This is a genomic window from Streptococcus sp. FDAARGOS_522 (genome assembly GCF_003812445.1).
Lineage (GTDB): Bacteria > Bacillota > Bacilli > Lactobacillales > Streptococcaceae > Streptococcus > Streptococcus agalactiae.
The window spans coordinates 277,159-302,540 of the sequence record NZ_CP033808.1; the positions used below are offsets into that span (position 1 = coordinate 277,159).

Below are 25,382 nucleotides of genomic sequence, written 5' to 3' on the forward strand. Positions count from 1 at the left end.
CCTTTTTTATAGTCATTAGATATTGTACCACAAGTTTGTTTGTTTTTTATGGTAGTTTTCAAAACGGTTTCACTTTTTTATCAATTTTGCCTTCAAAAGCTGAAACGCATTTTAAAAAGTGATAGAATAGTAGGGAAAATCAAATAGAATAGGAGGTTTTTATGAAATTTCTAGAATTAAATAAGAAGCGCCATGCTGTGAAACATTTTAATGATAAACCAGTCGACTTTAAAGATGTTAGAACTGCTATTGAAATTGCGACATTAGCGCCATCTGCTAATAATATTCAGCCTTGGAAGTTTGTCGTTGTCCAAGAAAAAAAATCTGCTCTAGCAGAAGGTTTACCGGAAAGTAATTGTAACCAAATTAATCAAGCGCAGTATGTTATTGCTTTATTTACAGATACAGATTTAGGACAGAGATCACGGAAAATAGCTCGTATTGGTCGTAGATCTCTTCCTGATGATTTAATTGGTTATTACATGGAAACTCTACCACCACGCTATGCTTTATATAGTGAAAAACAAACTGGAGAGTATCTCTCTTTAAATGCAGGTATCGTTGCTATGAATTTAGTACTTGCCTTGACAGATCAAGGTATTAGTTCTAATATGATTTTAGGGTTCGATAAAGCGATTACCAATGATGTCTTAGAGATAGATAAACGTTTTAGACCAGAAATATTAATTACTGTTGGTTATAGTGATGAAAAGGTTGAGCCTAGTTATCGTTTGCCGGTTGATCATATTATTGAAAAACGTTAATTTTTAAGCACAAACTACATAATATTTTATAGAAGGAGTTGCCGTAATGACAATTGATTTTAGAGCAGAAGTAGACAAACGCAAAGACGCTTTGATGGACGATTTAATAAATCTTCTTCGCATTAACTCGGAGCGTGATGATTCACAAGCTGATGCAGAGCATCCATTTGGTCCTGGACCTGTAAAAGCCTTGGAATTTTTCCTTGAGATGGCTGAGCGAGATGGCTACGAAACAAAAAACGTAGATAATTATGCGGGACACTTTACATTTGGTCAAGGCGAAGAAGAACTAGGTATTTTTGGGCATTTAGATGTTGTTCCTGCAGGCAGCGGTTGGGATACAGACCCTTATGAACCAGTTATCAAGGATAACCGTTTATATGCTCGAGGCTCATCAGACGATAAGGGACCAACAATGGCATGTTATTATGCTCTAAAAATTATTAAAGAGCTTGGGCTACCAACATCTAAGAAAGTTCGTTTTGTTGTAGGAACTGATGAAGAATCTGGATGGGGAGATATGGATTACTACTTCGAACATGTTGGTCTTCCAAAACCTGATTTTGGTTTCTCTCCAGATGCAGAATTTCCAATTATAAATGGTGAAAAAGGTAATATCACTGAATATTTACATTTTTCAGGAGAAAATAAGGGAGCTGTTAGACTGCATAGCTTTTCTGGCGGACTTCGCGAAAACATGGTTCCAGAATCAGCCACAGCACGTTTCACAAGTCATTTAGATCAGACAACACTTGGAGCTAGTCTAGCTGATTTTGCAAGTAAACATAATTTGAAAGCAGAATTATCTGTAGAAGATGGGCAGTATATAGCTACAGTTTATGGTAAATCTGCTCATGGTTCAACACCACAAGAAGGTGTTAATGGGGCGACTTATTTAGCTCTTTATCTAAGTCAATTTGATTTTGAAGGTCCTGCTCGTGCTTTCTTAGATGTCACAGCCAACATTATTCACGAAGACTTCTCAGGTGAAAAACTTGGAGTAGCTTATGAAGATGACTGTATGGGATCGTTGAGCATGAATGCAGGTGTCTTCCAGTTTGATGAAACTAATGATGATAATACTATCGCTCTTAATTTCCGTTACCCACAAGGGACAGATGCTAAAACTATCCAAACTAAGCTTGAGAAACTTAACGGAGTTGAAAAAGTGACTCTTTCTGACCATGAACACACACCACACTATGTACCTATGTACGATGAATTAGTATCAACCTTAATAGCTGTCTATGAAAAGCAAACTGGTCTTAAAGGACATGAACAGGTTATTGGTGGTGGGACATTTGGTCGCTTACTTGAACGGGGTGTTGCATACGGTGCCATGTTCCCAGGAGATGAAAACACTATGCATCAAGCTAATGAGTACATGCCTTTAGAAAATATTTTCCGTTCGGCTGCTATCTACGCAGAAGCTATCTATGAATTAATCAAATAAAATAATCCTTAAACTAAATATGTGATCAATGATAAAGGGTGGTGAAGACATGAAAGTGTCTTTGCCTCTTTTCATAAGGTTAGATTTGGAGGCTTTATGACTGACTTGGAAAAAATTATTAAAGCAATAAAAAGTGATTCACAAAATCAAAATTATACAGAAAATGGTATTGATCCTTTGTTTGCTGCTCCTAAAACAGCTAGGATCAATATTGTTGGCCAAGCACCTGGTTTAAAAACTCAAGAAGCAAGACTCTATTGGAAAGATAAATCTGGAGTTCGTCTACGCCAGTGGCTTGGAGTTGATGAAGAGACATTTTACCATTCTGGAAAATTTGCTGTTTTGCCTTTAGATTTTTATTACCCAGGCAAAGGAAAATCAGGAGATTTACCCCCTAGAAAAGGTTTTGCGGAGAAATGGCACCCTCTTATTTTAAAAGAAATGCCTAATGTTCAATTGACCTTGCTAGTTGGTCAATATGCTCAGAAATATTATCTTGGAAGCTCCGCACATAAAAATCTAACAGAAACAGTTAAAGCTTACAAAGACTATCTACCTGATTATTTACCCCTGGTTCACCCATCACCGCGAAATCAAATTTGGCTAAAGAAGAATCCATGGTTTGAAAAAGATCTAATCGTTGATTTACAAAAGATAGTAGCAGATATTTTAAAAGATTAAGGATAGGAGTTGGTATGAGAGATAATCATCTACACACGCATTTTTCCTATGATTGTCAAACGGCATTTGAGGACTATATTAATGGTTTTACAGGTGAATTTATCACAACAGAACATTTTGATTTATCAAATCCTTACACCGGTCAAGACGATGTTCCTGATTATAGTGCTTATTGTCAAAAAATAGATTATCTTAATCAGAAATATGGAAATCGATTTAAAAAAGGAATTGAAATCGGTTATTTTAAAGATAGGGAATCAGATATTTTAGATTATTTAAAAAATAAAGAATTTGATTTAAAACTATTGTCAATCCATCATAATGGTAGGTATGATTATCTGCAAGAAGAAGCTCTGAAAGTACCAACAAAGGAGCTTTTAGCAGATTACTTTAATCGTATGGAATTTGCCATAGGCCGTGTGGAAGCGCACGTTTTAGCTCACTTTGATTATGGTTTTCGTAAGTTAAACTTAGATGTAGAAGATTTAAAGCCGTTTGAAACACAATTGAAGCGCATTTTCAGAAAGATGTTATCTAAGGGGTTAGCTTTTGAACTAAATACCAAATCCCTTTATCTATATGGGAATGAAAAACTTTATCGCTATGCTTTAGAGATACTAAAACAGCTTGGTTGTAAACAATACTCTATAGGCTCTGATGGTCATATTCCTGAACATTTTTGTTATGAATTTGATAGACTTCAAGGTCTGCTAAAGGACTATCAAATTGATGAAAATCATTTGATATGAGGAAATTTTTGATAAAAAAGCTAGGCAATATTGCTTAGCCTTTTTGTAATGTCATTGATAGTTTTAGTGAAAATTTCAAAAAAATAAAGAAATCATTTACTTATTGCAAGCGCTTGCGTAAATTGTTATGATTTTATTGGTAACAATTCATTAAAAAAGGAGAATGATATGAAAAGAAAAGACTTATTTGGTGATAAACAAACTCAATACACGATTAGAAAGTTAAGTGTTGGAGTAGCTTCAGTTGCAACAGGGATATGTATTTTTCTTCATAGTCCACAGGTATTTGCTGAAGAAGTAAGTGTTTCTCCTGCAACTACAGCGATTGCAGAGTCAAATATTAATCAGGTTGACAACCAACAATCTACTAATTTAAAAGATGACATAAACTCAAACTCTGAGACGGTTGTGACACCCTCAGATATGCCGGATACCAAGCAATTAGTATCAGATGAAACTGACACTCAAAAGGGAGTGACAGAGCCGGATAAGGCAGGCGACAAGCCTGCTTGAAGAAAATAAAGGTCCTGTTTCAGATAAAAATACCTTAGATTTAAAAGTGGCACCATCTACATTGCAAAATACTCCCGACAAAACTTCTCAAGCTATAGGTGCTCCAAGTCCGACCTTGAAAGTTGCTAATCAAGCTCCACAGATTGAAAATGGTTACTTTAGGCTACATCTTAAAGAATTGCCTCAAGGTCATCCTGTAGAAAGCACTGGACTTTGGATATGGGGAGATGTTGATCAACCGTCTAGTAATTGGCCAAATGGTGCTATCCCTATGACTGATGCTAAGAAAGATGATTACGGTTATTATGTTGATTTTAAATTATCTGAAAAACAACGAAAACAAATATCTTTTTTAATTAATAACAAAGCAGGAACAAATTTAAGCGGCGATCATCATATTTCATTATTACGACCTGAGATGAACCAAGTTTGGATTGATGAAAAGTACGGTATACATACTTATCAGCCCCTCAAAGAAGGGTATGTCCGTATTAACTATTTGAGTTCCTCTGGTAACTATGACCACCTATCAGCATGGCTCTTTAAAGATGTTGCAAACCCCTCAACAACTTGGCCAGATGGTAGTAATTTTGTGAATCAAGGACTATATGGAAGGTATATTGATGTACCACTAAAAACTAACGCCAAAGAGATTGGTTTTCTAATCTTAGATGAAAGTAAGACAGGAGATGCAGTGAAAGTTCAACCCAACGACTATGTTTTTAGAGATTTAGCTAACCATAACCAAATTTTTGTAAAAGATAAGGATCCAAAGGTTTATAATAATCCTTATTACATTGATCAAGTGCAGCTAAAGGATGCCCAACAAATTGATTTAACAAGTATTCAAGCAAGTTTTACAACTCTAGATGGGGTAGATAAAACTGAAATTTTAAAAGAATTGAAAGTGACTGATAAAAATCAAAATGCTATACAAATTTCTGATATCACTCTCGATACTAGTAAATCTCTTTTAATAATCAAAGGCGACTTTAATCCTAAACAAGGTCATTTCAACATATCTTATAATGGTAACAATGTCATGACAAGGCAATCTTGGGAATTTAAAGACCAACTTTATGCTTATAGTGGAAATTTAGGTGCAGTTTTCAATCAAGATGGTTCAAAAGTTGAAGCCAGCCTCTGGTCACCGAGTGCTGATAGTGTCACTATGATTATTTATGACAAAGATAATCAAAACAGGGTTGTAGCGACTACACCCCTTGTGAAAAATAATAAAGGTGTTTGGCAGACGATACTTGATACTAAATTAGGTATTAAAAACTATACTGGTTACTATTATCTTTACGAAATAAAAAGAGGTAAGGATAAGGTTAAGATTTTAGATCCTTATGCAAAGTCATTAGCAGAGTGGGATAGTAATACTGTTAATGACGATATAAAAACGGCTAAAGCAGCTTTTGTAAATCCAAGTCAACTTGGACCTCAAAATTTAAGTTTTGCTAAAATTGCTAATTTTAAAGGAAGACAAGATGCTGTTATATACGAAGCACATGTAAGAGACTTCACTTCTGATCGATCTTTGGACGGAAAATTAAAAAATCAATTTGGTACCTTTGCAGCCTTTTCAGAGAAACTAGATTATTTACAGAAATTAGGAGTTACACACATTCAGCTTTTACCGGTATTGAGTTATTTTTATGTTAATGAAATGGATAAGTCACGCTCAACAGCTTACACTTCCTCAGACAATAATTACAATTGGGGCTATGACCCACAGAGCTATTTTGCTCTTTCTGGAATGTATTCAGAGAAACCAAAAGATCCATCAGCACGTATTGCCGAATTAAAACAATTAATACATGATATTCATAAACGTGGCATGGGTGTTATACTTGATGTCGTCTATAATCACACTGCAAAAACTTATCTCTTTGAGGATATAGAACCTAATTATTATCACTTTATGAATGAAGATGGTTCACCAAGAGAAAGTTTTGGAGGGGGACGTTTAGGAACCACTCATGCAATGAGTCGTCGTGTTTTGGTTGATTCCATTAAATATCTTACAAATGAATTTAAAGTTGATGGTTTCCGTTTTGATATGATGGGAGATCATGATGCGGCTGCGATTGAATTAGCTTATAAAGAAGCTAAAGCTATTAATCCTAATATGATTATGATTGGTGAGGGCTGGAGAACATTCCAAGGTGATCAAGGTAAGCCGGTTAAACCAGCTGACCAAGATTGGATGAAGTCAACCGATACAGTTGGCGTCTTTTCAGATGACATTCGTAATAGCTTGAAATCTGGTTTTCCAAATGAAGGTACTCCAGCTTTCATCACAGGTGGCCCACAATCTTTACAAGGTATTTTTAAAAATATCAAAGCACAACCTGGGAATTTTGAAGCAGATTCGCCAGGAGATGTGGTGCAGTATATTGCTGCACATGATAACCTTACCTTGCATGATGTGATTGCAAAATCAATTAATAAAGACCCTAAGGTAGCTGAAGAAGAGATTCATAGACGTCTGCGTTTAGGAAATGTAATGATTTTAACATCTCAAGGGACAGCATTCATTCATTCTGGTCAAGAGTATGGTCGTACGAAGCGTTTACTTAACCCTGATTACATGACAAAAGTTTCAGATGACAAATTGCCTAATAAAGCAACACTTATTGAAGCTGTTAAAGAATACCCATATTTTATTCATGATTCATATGATTCTTCAGATGCCATTAATCATTTTGATTGGGCAGCAGCCACAGATAATAACAAACACCCAATTTCAACGAAAACACAGGCCTATACAGCAGGTTTAATCACATTAAGGCGTTCAACAGATGCTTTCCGGAAATTGAGCAAAGCAAAAATTGATCTTGAGGTTAGCTTGATTACAGAGGTAGGTCAAGGTGATATCAAAGAAAAAGATTTGGTTATTGCTTACCAAACAATAGATTCTAAAGGTGATATTTACGCAGTATTTGTTAATGCTGATAGTAAAGCTAGAAACGTTTTACTAGGTGAAAAATATAAACACCTTTTAAAAGGGCAAGTAATTGTTGATGCTGATCAGGCGGGGATTAAACCAATCTCAACTCCTAGAGGTGTTCATTTTGGAAAAGATAGCTTGCTGATTGATCCATTAACAGCAATTGTGATTAAAGTTGGCAAAGTTGCCCCTAGTCCTAAGGAGGAATTGCAAGCAGATTACCCCAAAACCCAATCTTTCAAGGAATCTAAAACGGTAGAAAAAGTAAATAGAATAGCTAATAAGACCTCAATAATTCCTGTAGTTTCTAAGAAGGCCGATTCATATCTGACAAATGAAGCTAATTTGCCAAAAACTGGAGATAAGTCATCAAAAATACTAAGTGTAGTAGGAATAAGCATTCTAGCAAGTCTACTTGCTCTACTAGGTCTCTCTTTAAAGAGGAATCGTCACTTAAAATAAAAGCAAACTTTAGAAGAGCTTAAAAAAGAAGTTAGTCAATGGGCTAGCTTCTTTTCATTAAGTTAATAAAATCACTTATCAGCAAAATCTAATTGTGTTATAATAGATGTAAACGTTTTTTTATGAGGTATATGATGAAAAATTGGGAAAAACCACCATTAGTGATGGCGGGATTAGTATTGGGGCTATTAGCTTTGGGGAACCTTCTAGAGGGATATGGCACCTATTTTCGCTATTGTTTAGGGCTAGTAGCGCTTGTTTTTTGGATTTTTTTAATCAAAGGAATATTAAAAAATTAAAAAGAAAGCAGGAAGGAGTTGAGCAATCCTTTGATTGCTTCTGTCTTTACTACTTTTTTTATGGCAGGTATGATTTTATCAACCTATATCTTATTATTTAGAAGTTTAGGAATATGGGTAGCAGTTCTGTCAAAAGGTGTATGGTGGTTGTCATTTATTGCGTTAATCATTCATATGGCTGTTTTTTCATGGAAATATTTGAGACACTTTTCGATGGCTAATCTTTTTCCTTCTTGGTCTGTCCTCTATGTTGGTATAGGGGTAGCTAGCCTGACAGCACCAATTAGTGGACAATTCACTATTGGGAAAATAGTCTTTTGGTATGGTTTTATTGCAACTTTAGTATTATTACCATTTCTATTCATTAAAGCATATAAAATCGGGCTACCTTCGGCAGTTAAGCCTAATATAACTACTATTTGCGCTCCAATGTCGCTAATCACAGCGGGATATGTCAATAGTTTTGTGTCACCAAATAGAGGTTTATTATTGCTATTAATCGTAATGGCACAATTTCTTTATTTTTTCATTCTTTTTCAGGTGCCTAAATTACTGATTGGTGATTTTACACCAGGTTTCTCAGCCTTTACTTTCCCCCTTGTTATCTCAGCTACCTCACTTAAATTAAGTATTCAGCATCTATCATTATCAGTTGATATACAGGGGCTAGTCCACTTTGAAATTGGGACAACAACTCTTATTGTTATGATAGTAATGGTACGTTATATTTTCCTTTTAAGGCGAACAATTTAATATAAAATAACTCCCTTACTAGCTAGTAAGGGAGTTATTGTTTAATGAGAGACACGTTTACGTGCAGCTTTTTTACGATTTTCTTCGATAAAAGCTATTTTTTCTTCCTCAGGTTCAATAATTGTTTTTTTGATAGCAAATGCAGCACCTGCAAGAGTAGCAGCTGTTGCAACGACTCCTGTTGCTATTCCTTTAGCAAATGCGAATTTTTTAACCATAATAATTCTCCAATCTATGATGAAGACTCTGCTTCTATCTATGATATAATTATGGTAACGAAATACTAGTTAAATTTCAAGTAAAAACCTTTATAGAATTGAGAAGTATCATGAGAAAAATCAAGCTTATAGCAGTTGTTGGTCCAACTGCGGTTGGGAAGACAGCATTAGGAATTGAATTAGCTAAAACTTTCAATGGCGAAATCATTAGTGGTGATAGTCAGCAAGTTTATCAGAAGTTAGATATCGGAACGGCTAAAGCTAGTAAAGAAGAGCAAGAACAAGCTTATCATCACTTGATTGATGTTCGTGAAGTAAATGAGAACTATTCGGTTTATGATTTTGTCAAAGAGGCAAAAGTAGCTATTGATACGATTATTTCTAAGGGGAAAATCCCTATTATTGTTGGAGGTACTGGCCTATATTTACAGAGTTTGTTTGAGGGCTATCATTTAGGAGGCGAAGTCAATCAAGAAACTCTTATGGCCTATCGTGAAAAATTAGAGTCTCTAAGTGATGAAGATTTATTTGAAAAGTTGACAGAACAATCCATTGTTATACCGCAAGTTAATCGTCGACGTGCCATCCGTGCATTAGAATTGGCGAAGTTTGGGAGTGATTTGCAAAATAGTGAAAGTCCGTATGATGTTTTATTAATTGGATTGAATGATGATCGTCAGGTGCTTTATGATCGTATCAATAGACGAGTTGATTTGATGATAGACAATGGTCTCTTAGATGAAGCTAAATGGCTATACGATAACTACCCTAGTGTTCAAGCAAGTAGAGGAATTGGCTATAAAGAATTATTTCCTTACTTTTCAAAGCAAATACCATTAGAAGAAGCTGTTGATAAACTAAAACAAAATACCAGACGTTTTGCAAAACGCCAATTAACGTGGTTTAGAAACCGTATGAATGTCGAATTTATTATGGTTGGTGAGGAAAATTATCAACAAAAAATCAAGCGAAAAGTCAGTGATTTTTTATCATCAAAGTAAATAAAGCCGTTTCTCGCATTTAAAGGGCATTATGTTATAATAAAGATTACGTATTTAGAACAAGAAAAAAATATTGAAAGGAGATTATAGGTGATAGAAACTAAAGAAGAGCAAGAACGTGTTATTTTAGTTGGGGTAGAACTTCAAGATACTGAGAATTTTGAAATGTCCATGGAAGAACTTGCTAGCTTAGCTAAGACAGCAGGAGCAAATGTTGTTAATCATTATTATCAAAAAAGAGATAAATATGATAGTAAATCATTTATCGGATCTGGTAAATTAGAGGAGATAAAAGCTATTGTAGAAGCAGATGAGATTGATACCGTTGTGGTTAATAATCGTTTGACTCCGAGACAAAACTCTAATTTGGAAGCTGAACTTGGTGTTAAAGTTATTGACCGTATGCAACTTATTTTAGATATCTTTGCTATGCGTGCTAGAAGTCATGAAGGAAAATTACAGGTTCATCTAGCGCAATTGAAATATATGTTACCACGCTTAGTTGGACAAGGTATTATGCTTAGTCGTCAAGCAGGGGGAATCGGAAGCCGAGGTCCAGGAGAATCTCAGTTAGAGTTGAATCGTCGTTCCATTCGTCATCAAATTTCTGATATCGAAAGACAATTGAAGATTGTAGAAAAAAATCGCGAGACAGTTCGAGAAAGACGTGTTGATTCGACAACCTTCAAAATTGGATTAATTGGATATACAAATGCTGGCAAGTCAACTATTATGAATGTTTTGACCGATGATAAGCAATATGAAGCCAATGAATTATTTGCAACGTTAGACGCTACAACCAAGCAGATCTATTTACAAAATCAATTTCAAGTCACTTTAACAGATACTGTTGGTTTTATTCAAGATTTACCTACAGAGTTAGTTGCGGCTTTCAAGTCTACCTTAGAAGAAAGTCGACATGTCGATTTATTACTTCATGTTATTGATGCTAGTGACCCTAATCATGAAGAACACGAAAAAGTTGTTATGGAGATTCTTAAAGACTTAGATATGATAGATATTCCTCGTTTAGCGATATACAACAAGATGGATGTCACTGAGCAGCTGAATGCAACAACTTTTCCTAATGTGAGAATTGCAGCCAAAAAACAAGGGAGTAGGGATTTATTACGCCGTCTTATTGTGGATGAAATACGACATATCTTTGATGAATTTTCGATTAGAGTGCATCAAAATCAAGCATATAAGCTCTATGATCTCAATAAAATAGCATTGCTTGACACCTACACCTTTGAAGAAGAATACGAGAATATTACAGGCTATATTTCTCCTAAACAAAAATGGAAGCTGGAAGAATTTTATGATTGATTATATTGATTTAGCTTTGACTTATGGTGGTTTTACGAGCTTAGATAAAGTTTATCTAGAGAAAAAACTAGATGGCCTCTCTAAGCAACAACGACTTGATTTTATCACCCCACCTCCTAGTGTGATTAATGCTTATTTTGCTGAAATATATCAAAAGCAAGGGCCAGAAGCGGCAACTGATTACTATTTTGAACTTTCCAAAGCCTTGGGCTTGTTTCCAAAACATTTATCGTTTGATGAAGAAAAACCTTTTATTCGTTTGAATTTATCAGGAAAATCATTTGGTTTTGCTTACCTAAATGATCAAGAAGAAGCGAGTGTTTTTTCTGAAGTTAAAGAAGTCATTACACCGCAGTTACTCTTAGAAATTGCACAGATTTTTCCTCAATATAAAGTCTATCAAGATCGGTCTGGTATCAGAATGGCAAAAATAGATTTTGACGAAACAGAATCTCAAAATATTACACCAGAAACAAGTTTACTAGGGAATGTCTTACAACTTAAAAAAGATATTATTAAAATAACTAGTTTCAATCAAGAAGAGCTATTAGAGTTGGTTAAAACAAAGTCAGGTAAATACTATTATTCTAGTCAAGGACGTGAGTCAGTTATTTATATTGATACTAAATCTACTAATTAAATTTATTAAGTTATGGAAGGATTATAAAAAAGTCAACAAGTATGGAAATTCAATTTTTAGGAACTGGAGCTGGTCAACCAGCGAAAGCTCGTAATGTTTCAAGTTTAGTCTTGAAATTATTAGATGAAATTAACGAGGTTTGGATGTTTGATTGTGGAGAGGGTACACAACGTCAAATTTTAGAAACCACGATTAAACCTCGTAAAGTCAAAAAAATTTTTATCACGCACATGCACGGAGACCATGTTTTTGGTCTTCCAGGTTTTTTATCCAGTCGGGCTTTTCAAGCCAATGAAGAACAGACAGATTTAGATATTTATGGACCGGTTGGTATAAAAAGTTTTGTTATGACTGGCTTAAGGACATCAGGTTCACGTTTACCTTATCGAATCCATTTTCACGAGTTTGATGAATCATCACTCGGAAAAATTATGGAAACAGATAAATTTACCGTTTATGCAGAAAAGCTAGATCATACTATCTTTTGTATGGGATATCGTGTTGTACAAAAAGACCTTGAGGGCACTTTAGATGCTGAAGCATTGAAACTAGCAGGTGTTCCATTTGGTCCTCTTTTTGGGAAAGTCAAAAATGGTGAGAATGTTACCTTAGAAGATGGTAGAGAAATTATTGCTAAAGATTATATTTCTGAACCGAAAAAGGGTAAAGTAATCACTATTTTGGGAGATACTAGAAAAACAGATGCAAGTATTAGGTTAGCTTTGGGCGCTGATGTTTTAGTTCACGAATCCACTTATGGTAAGGGTGATGAGCGAATTGCTAAATCGCATGGGCATTCAACCAATATGCAAGCAGCTGATATCGCTAAACAAGCAAATGCTAAACGATTATTATTAAATCATGTTAGTGCTCGTTTTATGGGGCGAGATTGTTGGCAAATGGAAGAAGATGCAAAGACGATTTTTTCAAATACCCATCTTGTTAGAGATTTGGAAGAAGTAGGTATATAAAATGGCAAGAACGATACTGATTACAGGTGCTTCTGGTGGTTTAGCACAGGCAATTATTAACCAATTACCTCAAGACGACCATTTAATTGTCACAGGGAGATCAAGAGAAAAACTTGAAAAGCTTTATGGAAAGAGACCAAATACCTTATGTTTATCACTAGACATAACTAATGACAATGCTGTAACGAACACGATTGAAAAAATTTATGGTGAATTTGGTCAAATTGATATTTTAATTAATAATGCTGGATTTGGTTCTTTTAAAGAATTTTGGGATTATAGTGATGAAGAAGTCAAAGACATGTTTGCTGTGAATACATTTGCAACGATGTCTATAGCTCGTCAGATAGGACATAAGATGTCTCTTGTAAAATCTGGTCATATCGTTAATATTGCAAGCATGGCTGGCCTCATAGCAACAAGTAAAGCTAGTGTTTATGGGGCTAGTAAGTTTGCTGTCGTTGGATTTTCGAATGCTCTTCGTTTAGAATTAGCAGAAAAAAATGTTTATGTGACAAGTGTAAACCCTGGACCAATCAAAACAGGATTTTTTGCTCAGGCTGATCCAAGTGGTGATTATTTAGCAAGTATAGGTCGTTTTGCTCTAACACCAGAAAAAGTAGCTAAAAAAGTAGTTTCTATTCTTGGAAAAAATAAGAGAGAATTAAATCTTCCTTTTATATTAGCTTTTGCGCATAAATGTTATAGTTTATTTCCAAAAACAGCTGATTATTTTGCCAGAAAGGTATTCAATTATAAATGATATCTGCTAAGTATAGTTGGGTCCTCAATAACCAAAAGCCAGACGCTGGCTTTTTTGAGGCTTCAAAAAAAGAAAAGATAAGTGAAGCGGTGGCTTCCTTAATTTATTCGCGAGGTATTAAGACATCAGCGGAATTACATCATTTTTTACAAACTAATTTGGAAAATCTCCATGATCCTTATTTGTTAAATGATATGGATAAAGCTGTTAATCGTATTAGACGAGCTATTGAAAATAATGAAACTATTTTAGTTTATGGAGACTATGATGCTGATGGAATGACATCAGCATCAATCATGAAAGAAGCTTTAGATATGATGGGAGCTGAAGTCCAGGTTTATCTCCCAAATCGTTTTACAGATGGTTACGGTCCCAATGAAAGTGTTTATAAATATTTTATTGAACAACAAGATGTTTCATTAATCATTACGGTTGATAATGGTGTGGCAGGGCATGAAGCAATTGCATATGCTCAAAATCAAGGTGTGGACGTGGTAGTTACTGATCATCACAGTATGCCAGCAGATTTACCTTGTGCTTATGCTATTATTCACCCAGAACATCCTGATGCTAATTATCCATTTCCTTATTTAGCAGGGTGTGGTGTTGCTTTTAAAGTAGCTTGTGCTCTCTTAGAAACAATCCCGACAGAAATGTTGGATTTGGTTGCTATTGGGACGATTGCAGATATGGTTAGCCTAACTGATGAAAATCGTATCATGGTAAAAGCTGGACTTGAAGTTATGAAAGATAGTGAAAGAATAGGCTTACAGGAGCTAATATCTTTATCAAATATTGATTTAAAAACACTAAATGAAGAAACTATTGGATTTAAAATTGCTCCACAATTAAACGCTTTAGGAAGACTCGATGACCCTAATCCAGCTATTGAATTACTGACAGGGTTTGATGATGAAGAATCTCAAGCAATAGCCCAAATGATTGATCAAAAAAATGAAGAGCGCAAAGAAATCGTTCAAACTATCTTTGACCAAGCTATGCAAATGCTTGATCAAACAAAGCCTGTACAAGTTTTAGCAAAAGAAAATTGGCATCCAGGGGTTTTAGGTATTGTGGCGGGTCGTATTTTAGAGAGAACTGGACAACCTGTTATTGTTTTGAATATTGAAGATGGTATTGCTAAAGGAAGTGCCAGAAGTGTAGAAGCACTTGATATTTTTCAAGCTTTTGACCAGCATCGAGAATTATTCATTGCTTTTGGAGGTCACAGCGGAGCAGCAGGCATGACTTTAGAGGAAAGTAAGGTGGGTGATCTTTCTCAAGTTTTATGTGACTATATCTCTAAAAAACAATTGGACATGAGTCAGAAAAAAACTCTGACAATTGATAGTGAGCTACGTTTTGACGAACTTAGTTTAGACACTGTTAGAGATTTTGAAAAGTTAGCGCCATTTGGAATGGATAATAAAAAGCCAGTCTTTTTGTTAAAAGATTTTAAAGTGAGTCAAGCTAGAGTCATGGGGCAAAACAGTGCTCATCTGAAATTAAAACTAGAACAAGATGGACAAGCACTTGATTTGGTAGCATTTAATATGGGGAGTCAACTACAAGAGTTCCAACAAGCACAACATTTGGAGTTAGCTGTCACTTTATCTGTTAATCAATGGAATGGTGCCACAACCCTACAATTAATGTTGGAGGATGCGCGTGTAGACGGTATTCAATTATTTGATATTAGAAGCAAAGCAAGTAGCTTACCTCATGGAGTGCCAATCCTATCTCAAGAAGAGCAGAGCAAAGAAGTTATTCTTTTGACTGTTCCCGATCATCCACAAGAATTAAAACAAATGACTCAAGGTAAACAGTTTGATGCCATCTATTTTAAAAATGAGATACCAAAAAATTATTTTATATCTGGTTATGGTACACGTGATCAGTTTGCTAGTTTATATAAAACAATATATCAATTCCCAGAATTTGACGTTCGTTATAAGTTAAAAGAGCTCAGTTCCTACCTTCATATCCCTGATATTTTATTAATTAAAATGATTCAAATTTTTGAAGAACTACATTTTGTTACGATTACAGAAGGGATTATGACAGTCAATAAAGAAGCAGAAAAGCGAGATATCTCTGAGAGTCAAATTTATCAAGAATTAAAAGAGACAGTTAAGTTTCAAGAATTAATGGCTTTAGGGACACCTAAAGAAATATATGATTTTATGATGAGTTGATAATATACTAAAGAAGCCACTTTTTAAGTGGTTTTTTTGGTATATAAATAAGTTATTTCAATAATAATATTGCAAATATTATTAAAATATAATAAAATTAAGAAAATAATGGAATTTTTGATAAAGAATATTAAAGGTGAGGATAAAATCTATGAGACCTATCGTTAGAAAAAAGATGTACAAAAAAGGTAAATTTTGGGTCATTGCAGGTATCGTTACTATTTTAGGTGGTAGTGCAATTATTGGTCAAGATGTCAAGGCAGAACAGGCAGAAGCAGTAACTTCAACGATCTCAGAGAAAATTGATAGCAGTCAGACTATTTCGGATACTTCCAAGTTAACGTTACCTGTTAATTCCTCGGAGGCTATGAAAAATAGTGCAGAGCCTTTAATAAAAACAGGCTTTGCTACATCTGTTTCATCTAATCCTAGAGAGATAGCAGCTACCCCAGTCAAAACCTTTGATGCTAGCTCAAAAGTTGTTGTAAAAGCTAGTACTGCTGAGCACTCAGCAAATCAAACAAATTCTAATGTTAATCAAGTAGCTAATGATAGTGAAGTTATTACTCAACAAAATTCAACAAAGCAATTACCAACAGTGACTTACTCTGCTCATGTTCAAGATATTGGATGGCAAAAGTCGGTTGATAATGCAACAGTTTCAGGAACAGTAGGACAGGAAAAGCAGGTTGAGGCAATAAAATTGTCTATTAAAGCACCTGAAGGAATAACAGGAAAACTTAGCTATAAAACTTATGTTAAAGGACAAGGTTGGCAATCTTCAGTAGAGAGTGGTCAAGTTAGTGGTACTGTTGGTCAGAGTAAACCTATTGAAGCACTAAGCATTAACCTTACTGATAATTTACAAAAATTATATGATGTCTATTATCGTGTTCATGTTCAAGATATCGGGTGGATGGCTTGGGCTAAAAATGGAGCTTACGCTGGGACTTTGGAAATGTCAAAGCGCCTTGAAGCTTACGAAGTAAAGTTTACCCTTAAAGGACAATCTGTTTTAACACCAACTATACTTAAGGAAGAGAGACCTGTCTTAAATTATCAGGTTAAGGTAGGCCAAAATGGTTGGCAATCTAATAAACTTGAAGGACAAATGGCGGGAACTTTAGGAGAATCCAAAGCCCTAGATGGAGTAAAATTCACTCTTAGCACCTTGAAGTATGGGGACATTCTCTATCGTACTCATGTACAAGATAAAGGTTGGGGAGAAATTTTAGGTAGTCAAACAAGTAAGGATTATCAAGGAAAAAGACTAGAAGCTATTCAATTGGACTTAAGTGGGAATTTAAAACAAAATTATGATATTTATTATCGCGCTCACGTCCAAGATAAAGGTTGGATGGCTTGGCAAAAAAATAATAGTGTAGCAGGTACAGTCGGAGAATCGAAACGTTTAGAGGCTTTGGAAGTAAAACTAGTAGCTAAAGCTTCAGATTTTAGTTCCCAAACAGATCATTCATTCTTAGAAATGAAGCATCCTGGATTAAGTTATCAAACTTATCTTCAAAAAGATGGTTGGAAACCAACGGTTTTGGAAGGCCAATTAGGAGGTAGTATTGGACTTTCAAAATCTATAAAAGCCATCAAACTTAACTTAGGTAGTACAGCTCTAGGAAATATAGAATATAGAACTTTTCTTAATGGTTCAGGTTGGCAAACTGTTGTTAATTCAGGGAGAGAAAGTAATGTACCAAATGAATCTCAACAAGTAGAAGCTATTCAGATGCGATTGACAGGTCTGCTATCGAAAACCTATAGTGTGATGTATCGAGTTCACATGCAAGATTATGGTTGGCAGGATTGGACTTATAACAATGACATCGCTGGTAGTACTAACCAAGGAAAACGAATTGAAGCAATCGAAATTAAATTAGTTGAGACTGCTAAAATACCTATAACTGTCCAAACGACCTATAAGGGAACTGGAAACTATAATGTACGAGTGACAAATGTTATTAGTCCTGGGAATTTAAAAATTGCTATTTGGTCAGATAAAAACAATCAGGATGACCTTAAGTGGTATACCGTCACACCCAAAAATCATGACGCTACATTGACATTTAATGTTACAAATCATAGAGACAATGGTAAATACTTTATCCATGTTTATCAGGAAAATGCTTCTAATCAAAAACAATTATTGGTAAAAACTTCTCTACAAGTCGCACATTCAAATTATAATACTCCTTACTTTAGCCAACGTGATGGAAGGTGGGCAAGTCGAAGATATGGTATGGCAACTTTAGGAGAAACTGGTTGTGTACCAACTTCTCTAGCTATGATTTTGTCTTCTTTGAAAGGAGAAACTGTTTTACCAACGCAAATTGCAGATTACCTTTACCATAAGACAGTTGAATTTAATCGTGGTGTTCAAGGAACAACTTCTAGAGGAATTTTAAAAGCAGCCAAAGAATGGGGTGTAACTGCAACTGCATTAGGAACTCAAGCTAACCTTGTACAAGCGTTGAAGGATGGTTATCATGTCCTAGCGGCAGTACAAAATAATGTTTTTGTTCTTCATGGAAGTCATGAAATCGTTCTCAAAGGATATAATAACGGACTGACACATGTCTCTGACCCTTACACACCGTCCTTGTCTGGTTGGTATCCAATTTCACAACTTTGGAAAGAACAGAGCTATTATAGTGAGGATAGAATTGATATTGGAGCACCTTTTGTCAAGGTAACAGATGCCTAATTTTTAAAACCATATGCAAAACTAGCATATGGTTTTAAAGTTTCCAGTACTATTTTATTTAATTTTATGATATAATGAAGAGTAAAACATTTTAGGGGTTTCCCCTTAGAAAGACAAGTGAAATGGATTTAAATAATTACATCGCTTCAATTGAAAACTATCCTCAAGAAGGAATTACTTTCCGTGATATCTCCCCATTAATGGCTGATGGTAAAGCATACAGCTATGCTGTTCGTGAAATTGTACAATATGCTGCTGATAAAGATATTGATATGATTGTTGGACCAGAAGCTCGTGGCTTTATTGTTGGTTGCCCAGTTGCTTATGCTCTTGGTATTGGTTTTGCTCCAGTCCGTAAACCAGGTAAATTACCACGCGAAGTTATTTCAGCTGACTATGAAAAAGAATATGGTCTTGATACATTGACAATGCACGCAGATGCTATTAAACCAGGTCAACGTGTTTTAATTGTTGATGACCTTTTAGCTACTGGTGGAACAGTAAAAGCGACAATTGAAATGATTGAAAAACTCGGTGGCGTTGTCGCAGGCTGTGCTTTCCTAGTTGAACTTGATGGATTAAATGGTCGTAAAGCTATTGAAGGTTATGATACTAAGGTATTGATGAACTTTCCAGGATAAGGCCTATTCAAGATAGATGAATGATAAGGGCGCCTCTAAGTGCTATGATAATAGTTGAGAGGTGCTTTTTGTTACACATTTCATAATTTTAGGACGATAGAGAGGATTTGAAAGGTTATGACTTATTTGGAACAATATCAGTCAGGGCAATTGACTCTACCAAGTGCTTTATTTTTTCACTTTAAATCTATTTTTAAGACAGCAGACGATTTTTTAGTTTGGCAATTTTTCTATTTACAAAATACAACTAATTTATCCGATCTAACACCGAGCCGTATTGCGACATCACTTGATAAAACAGTGGCAGATATCAATCGTTCTATATCGAATTTAACAAGTCAAGGTTTACTAGATGTCAAAACAATTGAGTTGAATCATGAAATCGAGATTATCTTTGATACAAGCCCTGTGTTTGCTAAATTAGATAAACTTTTCGAAGAGGATAATCAAGTAATAATAGACAATAAAACCTCTGATTCGAATCGTCTGAAAGATTTAGTAGGAGACTTCGAACGTGAATTAGGTCGCTTATTAAGTCCTTTTGAATTAGAAGATTTACAAAAGACACTGCAAGAAGATCAGACAGATCCTGATATTGTTAGGGCAGCTCTTAGAGAAGCGGTTTTCAATGGGAAAACAAGTTGGAATTATATCAATGCTATCCTTCGCAACTGGCGGCGTGAAGGATTGACGACACTTCGACAAATTGAAGAGAGAAAACAAGCACGTGAAGATAACCAAATGAAAGATTTAGCGATTTCGGATGATTTTAAAAATGCAATGAATTTATGGGAATAAGTTTACTAGGAGGAGACAGAATGGTTGATACATTAGGTCTGCTCCTTTTCTTTTGATGTTAATGATGTTATACTTTTAATAGAGAAAAACTGAAGGAAATACAATGGATTTACAATTATCAAAACGATTACAAAAAGTTGCAAACTATGTTCCAAAAGGAGCTCGGTTATTAGATGTAGGAAGTGATCATGCTTACTTACCTATTTTTTTGTTGCAGATGGGATACTGTGATTTTGCCATTGCTGGTGAAGTGGTGAATGGACCGTATCAGTCTGCGTTGAAAAACGTTTCAGAACATGGTCTCACTTCAAAGATAGATGTTCGCTTAGCAAATGGTTTGTCAGCTTTTGAAGAAGCAGATAATATTGATACGATAACTATCTGTGGAATGGGTGGTCGTTTGATTGCTGATATTTTGAATAACGATATAGACAAACTTCAGCACGTTAAAACACTAGTCTTACAACCTAATAATCGGGAAGATGATTTAAGAAAATGGTTAGCTGCAAATGATTTTGAAATAGTAGCAGAAGATATCTTGACTGAAAATGACAAATGCTATGAAATTTTAGTTGTTAAGCATGGTCATATGAATTTAACTGCTAAAGAATTGCGATTTGGTCCATTTTTATTATCCAATAACACAACGGTTTTTAAAGAAAAATGGCAAAACGAGCTTAATAAATTAACTTTTGCTTTAAACTCTATTCCTAATAGTAAAATTGAAGAACGCGCTATTTTGGAAGATAAAATACAGGATATAAAGGAGGTTCTTGATGAAAGCTAGAGAACTTATTGATGTATATGAAACTTATTGTCCACAGGAATTATCTATGGAAGGAGATATTTCAGGTCTTCAAATTGGATCTTTAGATAAAGAAATAAAGACAGTCATGGTAGCTTTAGATGTTCGAGAGACCACAGTAGCTGAAGCAATTGAACGTCAAGTAGATCTTCTGATTGTAAAGCATGCTCCTATTTTTCGTCCATTAAAGGATTTGGTAGCAACACCGCAAAATAAGATTTATATAGACCTTCTTAAATCAGACATTGCTGTTTATGTGAGCCATACTAATATAGATATCGTTCCTAATGGACTTAACGACTGGTTTTGTGAATTATTAGATATTCAATATCCCGATATATTATCTGAAACAAGTAATGGTTATGGTATTGGTCGCATTGGTGATGTTAGACCCCAGAGTTTTGAATTTTTTGCATGGAAAATTAAAGATGTGTTTGGTTTAGATAGCGTTCGTTTAGTTTCATATGATAAATCTAATCCTGAAATTCAACGAGTTGCTATTTGTGGGGGTAGTGGGCAAAGTTTCTACAAAGAAGCTATTGCAAAAGGAGCAGATGTTTTTGTAACGGGAGATATTTATTATCATACTGCACAAGAAATGATCACAAATGGTTTGCTTGCGATTGACCCAGGTCATCATATTGAGGTTTTATTTGTTTCTAAAATAGCTACTATGATTGAGCAGTGGAAACTTGAAAAAGACTGGGATATTTCAGTTTTAGAGAGTAAAGCTCCAACAAATCCCTTTTACCATATGTAGGAGCTATTATGAAAAAGATAGCAATTATTGGTGCAGGAGCAGTCGGAGCGACACTAGCCTATTACTTATCAAAAGAAAAGGATATTCAGGTTACTGTTTTTGATTATGGAGTTGGACAAGCAACTAAGGCTGCTGCGGGGATTATTAGCCCATGGTTTTCAAAACGTCGTAATAAAGCCTGGTATCGTATGGCGAGGTTGGGGGCTGATTTTTATTCAAAGCTAGTCACGGATTTACAAAAAGATGGTTTTGAAACAAAATTTTATCAGCAAACTGGTGTTTTCTTATTAAAAAAGGACGAGAGTCAGTTAGAGTCATTATTTGCACTAGCAGATAAACGTCGACTAGAATCTCCTCTAATAGGCGATTTACAAATACTAAATAAAAGTGAAGCAAATACTCACTTTCCTGAGTTAGATGGCTATGAACAGTTACTTTATGCGAGCGGAGGAGCACGAGTAGAAGGGGCGGACTTAACACGAATATTGTTAGAAGCAAGTGGTGTTAATGTCATCAAGGATGAAGTTCACTTTACGATAACTGATAATGGCTTTCGTGTTCAAGGAATTGATTTTGATAAACTTGTTTTAGCGAGTGGAGCCTGGCTAGCTAAGATATTAGATGAGCACAACTATCAGGTAGATGTTCGCCCTCAAAAAGGGCAATTGCGAGACTATTATTTTAGCAATATTAATACAGGAAAATATCCTGTTGTAATGCCAGAAGGTGAGCTAGATATTATCCCATTTGATAATGGTAAAGTCTCTATAGGTGCAAGTCACGAAAATGATATGGCTTTTGATTTAAGCATTGATTTTAAAGTCTTAGACAAGTTTGAAGAGCAAGCTATTGGCTATTTTCCGCAATTAAAAAAAGCAGATACGACTTCTGAACGTGTTGGAATTCGTGCCTATACAAGTGATTTTTCTCCATTTTTTGGCCCTGTCCCTTGTATGGAGGGTGCATATGCTGCAAGTGGATTAGGATCAACTGGCTTAACAGTAGGCCCATTAATTGGTTATGAATTATGTCAATTAATCTTAAATAAAGAAAATCAGCTAAATTTAGAGGATTACGATATTACGAAATACGTGAAAAAGATTAGTAGATGATAGCGTTTAAAAAAAGTGTTATAATATGTAGGATTAATATAAATAAGGAGACCTTACTATGAAAGGTATTATTTTAGCGGGAGGTTCAGGTACTCGCTTGTACCCATTAACTCGTGCTGCATCAAAACAATTGATGCCAATTTATGATAAACCAATGATTTATTATCCATTGTCAGTTTTGATGTTGGCAGGAATAAAAGAAATACTGATTATTTCTACTCCACAAGATTTGCCTCGCTTTGAAGATATGCTTGGAGATGGTTCAGAATTAGGAATCTCTCTTTCTTATGCTGAACAACCAAGCCCAGATGGGTTAGCACAGGCCTTCATTATCGGTGAAGATTTTATTGGCGATGATCACGTTGCCTTAGTATTAGGTGATAATATTTATCATGGACCAGGTTTATCTGCAATGCTACAACGTGCAGCCAGTAAAGAAAGTGGAGCAACCGTCTTTGGCTATCAAGTAAAAGATCCAGAACGTTTTGGTGTTGTCGAGTTTGATACTGATATGAATGCCATTTCTATTGAAGAAAAACCAGCGCAACCTAAGTCTAATTATGCTGTCACAGGTCTTTATTTCTATGATAACGATGTGGTTGAAATAGCTAAAAATATTAAGCCAAGTCCTCGTGGAGAACTTGAAATTACTGATGTTAACAAAGCCTACCTTGATAGAGGTGACTTATCAGTTGAGTTAATGGGACGTGGATTTGCGTGGTTAGACACTGGAACTCACGAAAGTCTTCTTGAAGCAGCACAATATATTGAAACAGTACAACGCATGCAAAACGTTCAAGTTGCTAACCTTGAGGAAATTGCTTACCGCATGGGCTACATCACTCGTGAACAAGTCCTTGAGTTGGCACAACCACTTAAGAAAAATGAGTATGGTCAATACCTACTTCGTTTGATTGGAGAAGCCTAATGACTGAACAATTTTTTGATAAAGAATTAACTTGTCGCCCAATTGAAGCCATTCCTGGATTGTTGGAATTCGATATTCCCGTTCGTGGAGACAACCGTGGATGGTTCAAAGAGAACTTTCAAAAAGAAAAAATGATACCGCTTGGTTTCCCAGAAAGCTTCTTTGAGGCAGACAAACTACAAAATAATATTTCGTTTAACAAAAAAAATACTTTACGAGGTCTCCATGCAGAGCCTTGGGATAAATATGTTTCGATCGCTGATGAAGGACGTGTGATCGGTACTTGGGTTGACCTCCGTGAAGGTGACAGTTTTGGGAACGTTTACCAAACGATTATCGATGCCTCAAAAGGTATCTTTGTTCCACGCGGCGTTGCTAATGGTTTCCAAGTTCTTTCAGATAAAGCAGCTTATACTTATCTCGTTAACGATTATTGGGCACTTGAACTCAAACCAAAATATGCTTTCGTTAACTATGCAGATTCAAATCTAGGCATTCAGTGGGAAAACCTTGAAGAAGCAGAAGTCTCAGAAGCAGATAAGAATCACCCGCTTCTCAAAGATGTAAAACCTTTGAAGAAGGAAGATTTATAATTTTCAACTTCTTAAAAGGCATTAATCTTAGCAAGTAAAAACGAATTAGCAATGTTGTTTGACGCAAGGGTGAAAGGAAACATGCAAAAGGCCTGTTCTCTCAGAGATTTGAAATATTGATTTCTTAGGCATGATATTCCATAGAACTACTTCTAACAGAACAGTATCCTTCAAACAGCAAAAAGAAAAAATTTTTCGGAGAAAAAATGACTGAATTTAAAAACATTATCGTAACTGGTGGAGCTGGTTTCATCGGATCAAACTTTGTACACTATGTTTACAATAACCACCCAGATGTTCATGTAACTGTCCTTGATAAATTGACATATGCAGGTAACCGTGCTAACATTGAAGCCATTCTTGGTGATCGTGTTGAGTTAGTTGTTGGTGATATTGCTGACGCTGAATTGGTAGACAAATTGGCTGCCAAAGCGGATGCTATTGTTCACTATGCGGCTGAGAGTCACAACGATAACTCATTGGAAGATCCAAGTCCATTTATCCATACAAACTTTATCGGAACTTACACTTTGCTTGAAGCAGCTCGTAAATACGATATCCGTTTCCACCACGTGTCAACTGATGAAGTTTATGGAGATCTTCCACTTCGTGAAGACCTTCCAGGAAATGGTGAAGGACCAGGTGAAAAATTCACTGCTGAAACAAAATACAATCCATCATCACCTTACTCATCAACTAAGGCAGCTTCTGACCTTATCGTTAAGGCATGGGTACGTTCCTTCGGCGTAAAAGCGACCATTTCGAACTGTTCAAATAACTATGGACCATACCAACACATCGAAAAATTCATTCCACGTCAAATTACAAATATCTTGGCAGGAATCAAACCGAAACTTTATGGTGAAGGTAAAAACGTCCGTGACTGGATCCACACAAATGACCATTCAACAGGTGTCTGGGCTATTTTGACTAAGGGTCGTATTGGTGAAACATACCTTATTGGTGCCGACGGTGAGAAAAACAACAAGGAAGTTCTTGAACTTATCCTTGAGAAAATGGGTCAACCAAAAGACGCTTACGATCACGTAACTGACCGTGCTGGTCATGATCTTCGTTACGCTATCGATTCTACAAAATTGCGTGAAGAACTCGGCTGGGAACCACAATTTACAAACTTTTCAGAAGGTTTGGAAGAAACTATTAAATGGTATACAGAAAATGAGACATGGTGGAAAGCAGAAAAAGATGCTGTAGAAGCCAAGTATGCTAAAACTCAAGAAGTCATTAAGTAATTGAACCAAAAAACCTATCATTTTGATGA

At 35.5% G+C, this 25,382-nt stretch carries 20 protein-coding genes and 2 pseudogenes; 21 read left to right on the forward strand and 1 reads right to left on the reverse strand.

The genetic code is table 11. The annotated features are described in order from the left end of the window. Window positions 1-161 precede the first annotated feature (161 nt). The 6 genes and pseudogenes from EGX70_RS01385 (at window position 162) to EGX70_RS01415 (ending at window position 8,630) form a co-directional block, all read left to right on the forward strand. On the forward strand, window positions 162-764 hold the full coding sequence (locus EGX70_RS01385; RefSeq protein ID WP_000670189.1) for a nitroreductase family protein: 603 nt from the start codon (window positions 162-164) through the stop codon (window positions 762-764). Window positions 765-810: 46 nt separating this feature from the next. After that, complete coding sequence (gene pepV / locus EGX70_RS01390) at window positions 811-2,217, forward strand: dipeptidase PepV (protein ID WP_000150958.1); 1,407 nt, start codon at window positions 811-813, stop codon at window positions 2,215-2,217. 96 nt (window positions 2,218-2,313) lie between these two features. Beyond that, window positions 2,314-2,898 carry a uracil-DNA glycosylase family protein gene (locus EGX70_RS01395; protein ID WP_000130600.1) on the forward strand — a complete coding sequence of 195 codons (585 nt, stop codon included), beginning with the start codon at window positions 2,314-2,316 and terminating at the stop codon, window positions 2,896-2,898. Window positions 2,899-2,912: 14 nt separating this feature from the next. Further along, on the forward strand, window positions 2,913-3,647 hold the full coding sequence (locus tag EGX70_RS01400) for a PHP domain-containing protein (RefSeq protein WP_001205488.1): 735 nt from the start codon (window positions 2,913-2,915) through the stop codon (window positions 3,645-3,647). A 168-nt stretch (window positions 3,648-3,815) separates the two neighbouring features. Further along, window positions 3,816-7,578 (forward strand): annotated as a pseudogene (locus EGX70_RS01410) (pullulanase). 134 nt (window positions 7,579-7,712) lie between these two features. Then, a pseudogene (locus EGX70_RS01415) lies at window positions 7,713-8,630 on the forward strand (TDT family transporter). A gap of 41 nt (window positions 8,631-8,671) precedes the next feature. On the opposite strand, the gene EGX70_RS01420 reads toward EGX70_RS01415, so the two are convergent. Further along, complete coding sequence (locus tag EGX70_RS01420; RefSeq protein ID WP_000239229.1) at window positions 8,672-8,848, reverse strand: DUF3042 family protein; 177 nt, start codon at window positions 8,846-8,848, stop codon at window positions 8,672-8,674. Between the two features lie 110 nt (window positions 8,849-8,958). Between EGX70_RS01420 and miaA the strand changes: the two genes are divergently transcribed. From miaA to rfbB, 15 genes are all read left to right on the forward strand, one after another. Then, entirely contained in the window at window positions 8,959-9,849 is an 891-nt protein-coding gene (gene miaA, locus EGX70_RS01425; RefSeq protein ID WP_001226486.1) for a tRNA (adenosine(37)-N6)-dimethylallyltransferase MiaA, read from the forward strand. Between the two features lie 90 nt (window positions 9,850-9,939). Continuing rightward, window positions 9,940-11,178: a GTPase HflX gene (gene hflX / locus EGX70_RS01430; RefSeq protein ID WP_000573351.1), complete on the forward strand. Its 1,239-nt coding sequence runs from the start codon at window positions 9,940-9,942 to the stop codon at window positions 11,176-11,178. Next, entirely contained in the window at window positions 11,171-11,818 is a 648-nt protein-coding gene (locus EGX70_RS01435) for a cystathionine beta-lyase (RefSeq protein WP_000568324.1), read from the forward strand. Before hflX ends, EGX70_RS01435 begins: the two co-directional genes overlap by 8 nt. Before the next feature lie 41 nt (window positions 11,819-11,859). Continuing rightward, on the forward strand, window positions 11,860-12,789 hold the full coding sequence (rnz, locus tag EGX70_RS01440) for a ribonuclease Z (RefSeq protein ID WP_000405388.1): 930 nt from the start codon (window positions 11,860-11,862) through the stop codon (window positions 12,787-12,789). A gap of 1 nt (window position 12,790) precedes the next feature. Next, the gene (locus tag EGX70_RS01445) at window positions 12,791-13,552 is read left to right on the forward strand and encodes an SDR family oxidoreductase (RefSeq protein ID WP_000124587.1); all 762 of its coding nucleotides are present in this window, start codon (window positions 12,791-12,793) and stop codon (window positions 13,550-13,552) included. Further along, window positions 13,549-15,747, forward strand: coding sequence for a single-stranded-DNA-specific exonuclease RecJ (recJ, locus tag EGX70_RS01450; RefSeq protein ID WP_000622227.1), 2,199 nt, complete (start codon window positions 13,549-13,551; stop codon window positions 15,745-15,747). Before EGX70_RS01445 ends, recJ begins: the two co-directional genes overlap by 4 nt. A 151-nt stretch (window positions 15,748-15,898) precedes the next feature. Then, complete coding sequence (locus EGX70_RS01460; protein WP_001247509.1) at window positions 15,899-18,463, forward strand: GBS Bsp-like repeat-containing protein; 2,565 nt, start codon at window positions 15,899-15,901, stop codon at window positions 18,461-18,463. Between the two features lie 122 nt (window positions 18,464-18,585). After that, entirely contained in the window at window positions 18,586-19,104 is a 519-nt protein-coding gene (locus EGX70_RS01465; protein WP_000365343.1) for an adenine phosphoribosyltransferase, read from the forward strand. Window positions 19,105-19,221: 117 nt separating this feature from the next. Then, window positions 19,222-19,902: a DnaD domain-containing protein gene (locus EGX70_RS01470; RefSeq protein ID WP_000221657.1), complete on the forward strand. Its 681-nt coding sequence runs from the start codon at window positions 19,222-19,224 to the stop codon at window positions 19,900-19,902. Between the two features lie 103 nt (window positions 19,903-20,005). Further along, entirely contained in the window at window positions 20,006-20,689 is a 684-nt protein-coding gene (locus EGX70_RS01475; RefSeq protein ID WP_000365677.1) for a tRNA (adenine(22)-N(1))-methyltransferase TrmK, read from the forward strand. Further along, window positions 20,679-21,467: a Nif3-like dinuclear metal center hexameric protein gene (locus tag EGX70_RS01480; RefSeq protein WP_000647414.1), complete on the forward strand. Its 789-nt coding sequence runs from the start codon at window positions 20,679-20,681 to the stop codon at window positions 21,465-21,467. The genes EGX70_RS01475 and EGX70_RS01480 overlap by 11 nt, the downstream gene beginning before the upstream one ends. Window positions 21,468-21,475: 8 nt before the next feature. Continuing rightward, complete coding sequence (locus EGX70_RS01485) at window positions 21,476-22,579, forward strand: FAD-binding oxidoreductase (RefSeq protein WP_000716830.1); 1,104 nt, start codon at window positions 21,476-21,478, stop codon at window positions 22,577-22,579. 58 nt (window positions 22,580-22,637) lie between these two features. Next, a complete protein-coding gene (gene rfbA / locus EGX70_RS01490) occupies window positions 22,638-23,507 on the forward strand; it encodes a glucose-1-phosphate thymidylyltransferase RfbA (protein WP_000676112.1) in 870 nt (289 codons plus the stop codon). Further along, window positions 23,507-24,100, forward strand: a complete 594-nt coding sequence (locus EGX70_RS01495; protein ID WP_000139159.1) for a dTDP-4-dehydrorhamnose 3,5-epimerase family protein — start codon at window positions 23,507-23,509, stop codon at window positions 24,098-24,100. The genes rfbA and EGX70_RS01495 overlap by 1 nt, the downstream gene beginning before the upstream one ends. A gap of 206 nt (window positions 24,101-24,306) precedes the next feature. Continuing rightward, complete coding sequence (gene rfbB, locus EGX70_RS01500; RefSeq protein WP_000134275.1) at window positions 24,307-25,353, forward strand: dTDP-glucose 4,6-dehydratase; 1,047 nt, start codon at window positions 24,307-24,309, stop codon at window positions 25,351-25,353. Window positions 25,354-25,382: the final 29 nt, after the last annotated feature.